The organism is Pontibacter sp. LHS1, from assembly GCF_058932855.1.
Genome location: NZ_JBZYWF010000018.1, coordinates 51,896 through 62,772 on the forward strand (window position 1 = coordinate 51,896; position 10,877 = coordinate 62,772).

Consider the following 10,877-nt stretch of genomic DNA (forward strand, 5'->3'; position numbering starts at 1 on the left):
GAAGCTTAATAGTTAATCTTTTAGCAAACTAATCATGCATAATCAGCTTTTGATAATTAAAGCACCGTATCTCCCGTATTCGTCCACGGTGTCTGGCAAAACACGTAACCTAAAAGATTTACTCTTCTCTTGTACATATTCTCTATAATAAGGTATATGCATGTCATCTACATACAGATACTTTTTGCACAATTCTAGGGCCTTCCTAAAATAGTATATCCTGGTCTCTATCCCTCCGTAGTCATAAAACACAAAGTCAAATTGTTCGTCATCAAGATCCGTGATAGCGTCAATTGAGATATTTTTATTTATATATTTTGACAGGAATTTTGTCGTTTTTGCTGCCCAGTAGGCGTCATCGTCTACTGTTTTAACATTGCTGAAAATAGCATGAAAATACGCAGAGCTAAGCCCACTTCCACAGTCAAGTACAGAGGAGGAGTTTGAATACTCGATGAGCTGCACACAAACTGTCAGGGATTGAGGACTAGCAGCCATTGGCTTCTGATTATCCCCAAACTCTTCGTAATACTTTGTTGCAATATCCAAGTAGGGTGTGTTTTTCATAAAATTATGTTTGAGATTGATTGCATTGTGATATAGTGTCTTTCCAGTGTTCAGCCTTAACTCATGCACCTCCGAAGGTTTACATCCGAGAAAAAAAAATAATCATCACAGGGACTTAGGATGCCCCTTCCCAATGAGGAAGCATGATGCTTTCAATTGATGCCAAACATGGATTTTCATCAAGTAAATAGCTATAATAGGTATCCAAATCACGTTTACTATAATCATCTTCTGCTTTGTAGAAACAGTGCTTTTTCCCCCTTACTTCTTTATCTTGTAGTCCAGAGTGTATGAGCAGTATATTCCCTGGTCTGGGTTCAGAATTATAGGGTACTGGTGAAAAGTGAAGCTTTCTCGTATCTCTTAAGATAATCTGAACACGTCCCCTATCATTTCTGAACATTCTAGGTCTTGAGAGTATTCCTTTTGTTGAATATTTTGCCGAATCAGAGATGTCAGTGCGATATTGATTGCTGGCGTCCCAAGTATTTACAAGCCAGAAGCTAACTACTGGGCCTCTCTCCTTACCTATGAGATCATTAAGATCACTGAACCTGGGATCAAAACGTTCATCCGCATCAATGAAAAAAAGCCACTCAGCATTAAAAAAAGATGCTAAATCCAGCAAGAGATTGCGATTCTCAAGGTCATAAAATTCATTCCGTTGCTTTTGTACCTTGAGAAGCAACTTATCACTCTTGGAGAGTTCATATGACCCATCAGTGCTATCATCATCTAACAAGATAATTCCGTCACAAACTTTGTCTAAGTGCAGTAACACTTCAGGCAGGTGCAGCTTCTCATTATATGTTTGGATAAGGGCGACTGCCTTAAATTTCTTTGTAAAAACTTCCTTTCCACTTACCTTATACTTCTTAAACTTCGCAAGATAGGATATACACATTTCTTCCGCACTCCCTTTGCTCATGTAATGGTAAATGGTAGAATAGGTGCTCCCTACTTCCTGTCGGCTATAATCTTCTTTTGGAGGATAGTGGAGACGATAGAGGACTGCCTGAGAAAGAGCTGCATTTTTTGCTAACATATTATCTCCCTTCGGGAACATTGCCAGGGCATCCGCCACATAGACCTTCTTTACCCCCCCATACTCTAACTTTGCAGTTACATTACAATGTTCCTCCCCGTCTACATCAAAAAAGCTTGAGCAGCCTCCAACTTGCTCAACATAACTTTTCATAACTAGCAGATTCTCATGAAAGGAGTAAGGCATATGCACTTGCTCGTGGCCTGAGCTGTGCACATTTCCCACTGTTTTGCCAACAGTAAAACAGGCTCCAAAATATTCTGCCATATAGCGTAGCCTAAAGATGACATCCGTTAGGAAAACACACCTAGGATCACAAATCATGATAAAACGCTTTTTGGCGGCATGTATGCCAATATTAATAAGTGTGCTGCGACTTCTCTCCGCTAAAAGCTGGTTGCTCACCACCACTACCCAATTTAGCAAGGGATACTGTTTGATTAACTCTAGGAGGGCTTGCTGTTCCGCAGCCTCCTCTATCGCGATGATTACCTCAATACCGTTTCGCTGAAGATAAGGAGCATTTTTATACAGGACACAGCTAAATTCACTTATATCAGTATGAATAGGAAGAACTATGCTCGTGTCAAAATCAGTGAGAATATGATGATAAGCGGGATAAGTCATAAGGCTTGTAGCTGAAAATTCACCACTTTATTTTCTTCTAATTGGAGTATAAACTCAATTATATCATTGGCATCATAATCCGTCTGGCTTTGAATGATTCCCTCAAGCGTCTGAACGCCATCACAAGCTTTCATCAGTGATGTCTCTTCTCTCCCAAGGCTTCCTATAACTTTGCCTGTGATTTTATTCGTGATGGATACCTGCCCATGGCCGTCTCCGGGAACGTCAGCAAGCGAGATACTGCACGAGAGCTTTGGGACTAACCCCCTGATGCTTTTCGGTTCTTGTAAAATCTGAGACAATCGTCCGACCGCAGATACCGTTTGCACAATCACATTAGACCAATCATTGCGCCAATTATCTTTAAGACAGGTATAGGCTGTACCGCTCAGCGGCTGATTGGCTCCATCTCCAACTATTCCAAGTGCTTGACGGATTTCATATTCCAGTAAGGGAACAGGTATTACCTCATTGTGGTATCCGCCGATTCTCCCTCTAAAGTCAGAACGCTCAAAGTCTGCAAAATTGTCTTTGTTTACAACTCCTCCAAGTCCCTTGTCGCCTGCGATTATTACAGGCTTATCAAAAAGGAGTGCATGTTTAGCTGATTCATCACTGGCAATGACGGCATCATGGCTCTGGATCAGGCCTGCAGTATTATTAGCTTGCAAATTCGAGAATAAAATATTGTCGTTTGCCTGATCCTGGAGTAAAAGGGTATCAGCAGGTGAGGTAACGACTGTTAACTCTGCGTATCTAATTAAGTTGAACGTATTAATTATGCTTCGCACTACCCGTAGCTCTCTATCCTTATCACTGACAAGATAAATTACTCTGAACGTTTTGGCATTCTCCCGTTGATGGGTCTTTTCTGTTAGATCGGAAAGAGAAACCGGTATGGAAATATGTGTAACAAGTTCTTCTGGTATTCCCCACAGGCATGGTTCAATATCTCTATCAGTTGTAATAACTTGATATAGATTAGGAAGCGGCGTACACTGTTCAGACTTGTCTGTTCCATTAGCAAGAAAAACCAATGGTATTCTTTTAACCACCTCGCCAACCTGGAAAAAGTTCTTACTCCCATGAACGACAACCATCTCCCAATCCTCCTCATGTATCTGGGAAAAATCGTCCAAATACACTAACTGTGAATCCGCAATACTCAAAGTTTGACTTCTTAACACGCCAATTTCGTTCCCGGGGATCAGGAGCGCCCTTAGAACAGACATCAGCCGCCTGTCATTTGTACAGCTCATGTTTAAAATATTAGCAATATACAGTATCCTCATAAGCCGGTTTCAATTCAAAATATTTTGTTCACATTTCTAAACAGCCTGCTTAACAGAGAAGCATCCTCAGTGATGATTTCTGCACTAGCCAACATTCCATTCTTTAGTTTTATAGGCTTTGCCCGTTTTGCAAAATCATCACCCGAAAAAATCACCTTCGATACAAAGAGACTGTCTTGCAGCGGCACATCCGATATAGATTCTATTTCGCCCCAGATGGTGCCGTACTCTTCATAAGGATAACTTTTGAGCTTAATAAGCACTTTCTGTCCTTTCTCCACCTTTCCCATATTGTATTGCGGGATGTGCATCTCTCCAAAAAAGGAGGTATTTCCGGGGTTTACATAGAACACTTCCTGATTAGCGTTTAGATGTTGGTTCTCCTGGATTATCCTATTGAGGACTAACTCCCCCCCCTGAGAAGCGCTTAACACATAGGTGCTTTTCCATTTCTCTATTTCGCTCACCAGGCTATTGATAGCTTGGATGAATCTAAGTTTCTCTTCCGCTATTTGGTTATTTAACTCCAGCATCTCCCTTTCCTTGGCGGCATAAACTGAACTGTTCTGTGTCAGGGCAGTCTTAGTTTGCTGCATGGGGAGCTGCTTGCCCAGCAGTTTGCTCTCCTCTTTGTTAAACTCCAGTAATGTCTCCACCTTCTGTTCATACAGGGCCCTGTGCACCTCATACTCCTGACTTGCAAGCTCATAGTCTTTTTCCTGCAAAGCTTTCTGGTCCAGCAACTGTTCATGCTGAACCAATATGGCAGCCAGATCCTTCTGGAGGTAGTCCTTCTTCTTAAGATAAAAACCGTCTTCTATAGATGCCCTGTAGGCAAGACTCGCCTGATAGAAGTTTTGGTATGCGCTCTGAAGCTCACCAAGCTGAAGACTCACAGACAGGTTAAAAGGCTTGACGCTGCTCTGCTTTTCTTGGAAAAATTGGTGCTGTAACTTTTTCAGAGAATTAAGCAGTTGGAGTACTTCCTCATGATTTGCCGTACTTTCCATGAATGCCAGTATTTGCCCTGTTGTAACTTGCTGGTTCTCTTTAACCCGAATAGAAATAAGTTTCCCTGGCACCTTCGTAACAATTGCCTTGGGAGAGTTTATTGAATTAATTTTTAACTGAGTTTCAATTGTATCAGGGTAGCGAATGGATACAGAGAGTATAATAAGCAGTACAAGCAAGGCAAAAAACAGGGTTATGCCCCAACGAAGCAGCCATGAGGGAGGTGCGGTGATAATGTCCTGTACCTCATCCGAATGAACCTGATCAGAGTTTGGGGTAATAGTTGGCATATGGCTTATATCTTGTACTTTATAAATCACTCATGATGGAATAAGGGCCTTTTACACGCCAAGCTCCAGCTGATTTTTAACTAGCCCGTAGTACTCGCCTTTCATAGCCGTTAATTCACAGTGTGTGCCTTGCTCAATTATCCGTCCCTGGTGCAGCACGATAATATTATCAGCGGAACTGACGGTGCTCAAGCGATGTGCCACTACCACGACCGTTCTCCCCCTGAAGAATTCCCGCATATTGTCCATGATCACCCTCTCATTATTTGTATCCAATGCATTTGTCGCTTCATCAAAAAAAAGATAGGTTGGGTCTTTGTACACAGCGCGGGCTATAAGTATCCGCTGTCGCTGTCCCTGACTAATACCGTTCCCCTCAGCGCCAATTTTGGTGTTCAATCCCAATGGAAGGCTCTCTATGAATTCTTCAATATTAGCTATTCTCACCGCATGTTGTAGTTTAGCCCTATCCGGGTACTCATCTCCTACCGCTATGTTGTTGGTGATAGTGTCGGAGAAGATATAACCATCTTGCATCACGATGCCACACTGGCGACGCCAGGCTTTGTGGCTGATCTGACTCAACCTGCCTTCACCGATCCTGATCTCGCCCCTCTCATGCTTGTAGAAGCGCAGCAACAGCTTTAGGATGGTGGTTTTCCCACTACCACTCATTCCCACAATAGCCGTTGTCTTTCCTGCAGGAATACTCAACTCGATGTCCTTCAGGACGGGCTCGTTTCCTGCGCCTGGGTATCGGAAAGTGAGGCCATGTATGTGGATACTTTTATCTGCAGGTAACGTAGGACGACAGTCGCTGCTACTTTCCTCCTCATCTTCCAACTGATGGATTTCATTCAGTCGCTCCAGACTTATTTTGGCATCCTGATATCCCTGTATGAAACCCAGGAACTGATCTACAGGGCTGTTCAGCTGCCCCACGATGTACTGCACGGCCATCATGGCGCCCAATGTCATATCCCCTTCTATCACTGCTTTGGCGCTTAAAAACGTGATGAAGATGTTCTTCCCCTGGTTAATAAAAAAAGCTCCCGACTGCTGATATTGGCTCAATGCAAGACTCCTTACGGAGAACCTGAAAAGGCGTGCTTGAATAAGCTCCCACTCCCACCGCTTCTGCTGCTCACAGTTGTTCAGCTTTATCTCCTGCATGCCAAGCACAAGCTGCATCAAGCTACTCTGGTTTTTTGAGGAAATGTCAAAACGCTTGTAGTCGAGCTCCCTTCGACTCTTCAGGAACAGCAGAATCCAAATGGTATAAATAATGCTACTAACAGCAAAAACAAGGAAAATACTACTGTGGTAATGTACCAATACCACTCCGAATACTATCAGGTTGAACAAAGAAAAGATAGTACTTAGCGTCGAACCAGTAAGAAATGTCTCTATACGGCGTTGGTCACCCATACGCTGCATAATGTCCCCTGTCATCTTAGTGTCGAAGAAGCTCATAGGTAGCTTCATCAGCTTGATGAGGAAGTCTGTTAAGATAGATACATTAATGCGTGTGCTGATATGCAGTAGTATCCATGAACGTATAAAATCAACGCTTGTACTACCCAGAAACAGCATAACCTGGGCGATCAGAATAAGATATACAAAGTTCAGATTGCGTGTATTAATACCGATGTCTACAACCGACTGGGTAAGAAAGGGGGTAATAAGCTGTAGAATACTACCTATACTTAACCCGAACGCAAGCTGAACGAATAGCTTCCTGTAAGCCCAGAAATAGCGCAACAGAAATTCCCAGCTTATCCCGTTATTGCGTTCATCTTTCTGCTCAAAGAATTGCGGAGTCGGGCTGAGCAGCAGCGAAATACCCCCGTATAGCTCCTTAGCTACGAGCCAATTCTGTATAAACTCCTCCTCTGAGAAACTAATGAGCCCTTTTGCAGGGTCTGCAATGAAATACCGATCCTTTTTAATTTTATAGAGTACTACGAAATGATTCTGCAGCCAATGTAGAACACAGGGTAATTCACTAGATTTCAATTGATCCAAACTAAGTTTTACCCCAAGAGTCCTGAAGCCAAGCTTTTCCGCAGCTTCACTCAGCCCTGATAAAGATACTCCTTCTCGGCCGATGTGGCTGAACTCCCTAATTTTTTGAATTGAAATACTCCGCCCATAATGTTTCGCAATCATCCGCAGGCAAGTAGGGCCACAATCCATCCTGTCATGTTGCTTAAAGTACTTAAAAGCCATTTTGAAATGGGTTGCTGTTGAATAATATAGTTTTTACTCGTGTCGATAGCTGGAAAATGTGCAAATTACAGTTGCACACCCAATGAACTGATGCCACAATCTAATAATCAGGATCATCTACGTAAAGCAATCCTGACCTAAAATCGAAAAACACTCTAGTGTATCGTGAAAATATGTAATTACCCAGCAAAATCTGGTTGAATGATGTCAGGCCCCTTTTTGAAGTATAAAGCCTCACCGCAGGAGAATCAATCACAACGTCATTTATTTCAATGGATTTGATATTGCCTGTGAAACCTGTGACTTCCTCCATAGTCATTGGAGAACCCCATCCTTCTCCTGGAGCCTTATCGACAATGTAGTTTAACAAGTTCAGGGCTTCTACTGCCTGTCTTCCGAAGCCGATAGAGCTGGGATTGTAGCCAATGTCAATCTTCGTTCTTCTTTCGAATGTATATTTATTGTCAACATTGTACCTTACATCCACCATTGGGACCTTCCTGAGGGTATCGTATGCAAGAGGAATGCTTTTAGAACCATGTGGTTCCACAAATTTATCTGCCTTATGAAAGATAATATAGCCGTCCTTATAATTAAGTTCCATCACAAACCTGTCAATAAAGTCCATTCCTAACACTCCGTCAACTTTATAATCTTTGAGAACCCGCGACCAATCTACAACACCTGTGTAGTGCATAAAGGCAACAGACTGTTTAACTTTTACAGAAACTGCTTTGTCCTTAAGGCTTTTCATGCCCCTGATATACTGTACTCTTCCCTCAAAAGTATTCCTATCCCTATGATAGTATTCATGAGAAATAAGCTGTTTTTTCCTTACAAAACCAGAATCAAGGATCAAGCCCGCCTGCGATCCAGTGTCCAATATAAGTCTGGCAGAAATCGTATCTTGAATTACTGCCTCGACAAACAGGAAGTTACCCTCTCGTATTAACGGCACACCATCACTTGGAATTGAAGCCATTTCTGCCTCCACTTCCTGCTGTTGTATATCCAAAGCCAATTCTTCTTCCACTCCCCTACAAGAAAAGAGAAATAAAGAAATAGTGGCAAACAGAATAAATAATCCTACTCTTGACCCTCTCATATACTTTTAATGGTACATTAAAATATCAGGTAATGATAATTAAAAACATCTGTGATAAGAGGGGCTTATGCCCCTCTTATTTAAATTTAAGGAGTAATTAAAGGTGCACACATACCAGTAACACCGTCCTTATATGCAGGATAAATTGCTCTACAGTCTGAATCCGCAGAAGAGGGAGTACATTCTCTTCTCCACTCTTCAGTACCATTCGGTGTGGTACAAATTAGTACCGTTTGACTGCCATATCCGTCCCCCCCACCTACTATATTTCTTAACTGCTCTCTTGTAAGAATTTCTTTTACATTCAGAGAAACTAAATTTAATTTTTTCATGAATAAATTTATATTAAACATTAAGCCTCACTTTTTCGGGTTACGGCATTCCCTATCCTGTATTTATTGAAGACAGGCAACTCAAATTGTTGGCCAAACAATATTTTATTAACTTATAACTAGATAAAGTACTTTATATCCTCTAGAAGGTACAGATTGGGTAAGCTGTACTCATTAATCAAAATAGTTGGTGTAAAAGTTACTTGAGCTGTTCTGCACCATTGCAGTTGTTTTTCAAGCAAGGGGTCTCTTTCAAGCTTCCCCTGTACCGGATACAGCCTCGCCCATGCCTCATAGTCTTTGTGATCCTGGATGTACCAGTCATGCATAGCCTGTTTCACCAAGGCTTTATTGTGCCTGTTCAAGTTCATAAGGCGCTTTGCAACTTTGCTCATTTCATCCTGCTGGCTTTCAGTAGTGGTAAAGACAACTCTGAGCTGTATGTCATCCCTTCTGGACAACCATTCATCTATTGTTATATGTGCTTTAGAACATGGAGCGCAAAAGGGATTAGACACTATCGTAATGATTTTCTGCGCTCCAGGATTACCCAATATGATAGAATATGACTCTTCTGGCAAATCATAGCGCGGCTGCCCTGACAGCGTCCTCTCAAACACACTAGCATTATTTTTAAATACCATCAGTTGTTTTCTATAAGTCTCTAACCGTTGAGAATTCAACAGAAAAGGCTTCATAAAAACCCAAAACAGTACAGGTGACACAGTACAGACTAGCATGCCCAAGCATTCAGCCAGATTAGGAAGGGAGAGAGGAAGCCCAATGAAGAAGGGTGAGAAAGCAGCAAACTCAAGCCACAAAAGTGCCTGCACTGTACAGCACAGCACGCACCATTGTTTGGAAATGCGATACTGATAATAAATTGAGAACAGAGTGTAGGGCAGGCAAATTGAGTTAAGGATTGCCAGTATTTGAATGACAACCGGAGAGGATGCATAAAACAGAAGGGACAAAAAAGTGCCTACAAAATAAAAGAAGCCAACTTCAGCCCAAGTCAATCCCTCTGTTATGCGGGCTGCCTTTGAAAAAAGAACTGTATTGCAGCCATTTCCCTTTACTGCTGAGCAAAGGCGCTGCACCAGCTGGTTGTTAGCATCAATGCTCTGAATGAGCAACAGGATAGAAACCGCAATGCCAGCGCTTTTGAAGAGGGCTATGAAAATCACTTGCCAGTCGGCATTACCATCTAAATAGAAGGATTGAAAAAAAAGAGCTACTGCGACCAAGCCAAAACCTGCTAATAGGAATGGGGTACGGATAAGCTCCAATACTTCCTTTCTCCTCTTTTGAGAGTACCCCTGCTCTCCAGAACCTGCTTCAGGCTCTGCGACCAGCACGAAGCCCGTGAAGTAAATGCTAAATTCATCAGCCGTCAGCTTGTAGTTACGCCATCTATCGTTAGAGACAATGATATGATGTTGATCTATTTTTTGGACGACAGCAAACTCGCCACCATTGCATGTTAGATAAACTATACAAGGCAGAAGGGATGCAGGTAGGTCTTGTTCCCCCAGTTGAAGCGCCCTGTTCGGCATTCCCCAATTGCTAAGCACATCGCTTAAGGCCAGCATGCTAGGGGTATCAGGGTGTCGGCCGAGTTCTCCCCGGATGCTGCTTTCAGTTACAGGGACTTTTAATAGCCTCACAAGATGCAAGAGACAGACAGCGGCATTGTTTGATTTCATAGGAACTGTTAAGTTGACACGTAGCCAATCAATAACTATCCACCACACACTTTCTGCTCTTATCCTCTGTCTAAAGCAGATTGTTTATAATTATCCCCTCTAATGATTGTGTATTTAAACCTAATAAATAAATTTTATATATTCAAGTTAATACATTTAAAAAAAACATCAACATCCCAATTCGCACCTTGGTTGATCGAAGAGTTGTCTCCTTATTTCATCAATAAAGGCCGTTTCAACTGGATTCGCTTACTTCATAGCAGGCGTATTTTAATTTCACTCAAGTAGAATAAAAATAAATATTAGCGCATGGATTGACCTCCCCCCGAAAAACCGGACCGCTGTAAAGTAGAGAAAACGGGCAATAATCGTATAGCTTTAAAACGAATTGCCATGAAGAAATCAAAATTTACCGAGGCGCAGATCCTCTTTGCCCTCAAGCAAGCAGAGACGGGTGTCAAGGTAGACGAGGTTTGCCGCAAGATGGGCATCTCGGAGGCCACTTTCTACAACTGGAAGAAAAAGTACGGTGGTTTAGGGGTGAGTGAACTGCGCAAGCTGCGGCAGTTGGAGGAGGAAAACAGGCACCTGAAACAGCTGGTGGCAGACCTCGGGCCTGGACAAACAAATGCTGCAGGATGTGGACCCGATGCTGGCGCACGTCTGCGGGTCT

At 42.4% G+C, this 10,877-nt stretch carries 8 protein-coding genes and 1 pseudogene; 1 reads left to right on the forward strand and 8 read right to left on the reverse strand.

Annotation, left to right across the window (positions count from 1 at the left end; translation table 11 throughout):
• Positions 1 to 42 precede the first annotated feature (42 nt).
• The 8 genes from AC5FXQ_RS20865 to AC5FXQ_RS20900 all read right to left on the reverse strand — a co-directional run bounded on the left by AC5FXQ_RS20865 (position 43) and on the right by AC5FXQ_RS20900 (position 10,204).
• Positions 43 to 567: an O-methyltransferase gene (locus AC5FXQ_RS20865; RefSeq protein ID WP_493604349.1), complete on the reverse strand. Its 525-nt coding sequence runs from the start codon at positions 565 to 567 to the stop codon at positions 43 to 45.
• A 115-nt stretch (positions 568 to 682) separates the two neighbouring features.
• Positions 683 to 2,239 carry a glycosyltransferase gene (locus tag AC5FXQ_RS20870; protein WP_493604350.1) on the reverse strand — a complete coding sequence of 519 codons (1,557 nt, stop codon included), beginning with the start codon at positions 2,237 to 2,239 and terminating at the stop codon, positions 683 to 685.
• Positions 2,236 to 3,531, reverse strand: coding sequence for a hypothetical protein (locus AC5FXQ_RS20875; RefSeq protein ID WP_493604351.1), 1,296 nt, complete (start codon positions 3,529 to 3,531; stop codon positions 2,236 to 2,238). The genes AC5FXQ_RS20870 and AC5FXQ_RS20875 overlap by 4 nt, the downstream gene beginning before the upstream one ends.
• 14 nt (positions 3,532 to 3,545) lie before the next feature.
• Positions 3,546 to 4,832, reverse strand: a complete 1,287-nt coding sequence (locus tag AC5FXQ_RS20880; RefSeq protein ID WP_493604352.1) for an HlyD family secretion protein — start codon at positions 4,830 to 4,832, stop codon at positions 3,546 to 3,548.
• Positions 4,833 to 4,883: 51 nt separating this feature from the next.
• On the reverse strand, positions 4,884 to 7,061 hold the full coding sequence (locus AC5FXQ_RS20885; RefSeq protein ID WP_493604353.1) for a peptidase domain-containing ABC transporter: 2,178 nt from the start codon (positions 7,059 to 7,061) through the stop codon (positions 4,884 to 4,886).
• A gap of 100 nt (positions 7,062 to 7,161) precedes the next feature.
• A complete protein-coding gene (locus AC5FXQ_RS20890; RefSeq protein WP_493604354.1) occupies positions 7,162 to 8,094 on the reverse strand; it encodes a hypothetical protein in 933 nt (310 codons plus the stop codon).
• Positions 8,095 to 8,252: 158 nt separating this feature from the next.
• Complete coding sequence (locus tag AC5FXQ_RS20895) at positions 8,253 to 8,498, reverse strand: hypothetical protein (RefSeq protein ID WP_493604355.1); 246 nt, start codon at positions 8,496 to 8,498, stop codon at positions 8,253 to 8,255.
• 119 nt (positions 8,499 to 8,617) lie between these two features.
• Positions 8,618 to 10,204, reverse strand: a complete 1,587-nt coding sequence (locus tag AC5FXQ_RS20900) for a cysteine peptidase family C39 domain-containing protein (RefSeq protein WP_493604356.1) — start codon at positions 10,202 to 10,204, stop codon at positions 8,618 to 8,620.
• Positions 10,205 to 10,597: 393 nt separating this feature from the next.
• Here AC5FXQ_RS20900 and AC5FXQ_RS20905 point away from each other — a divergent pair.
• A pseudogene (locus tag AC5FXQ_RS20905) lies at positions 10,598 to 10,877 on the forward strand (transposase); the annotation flags it as partial.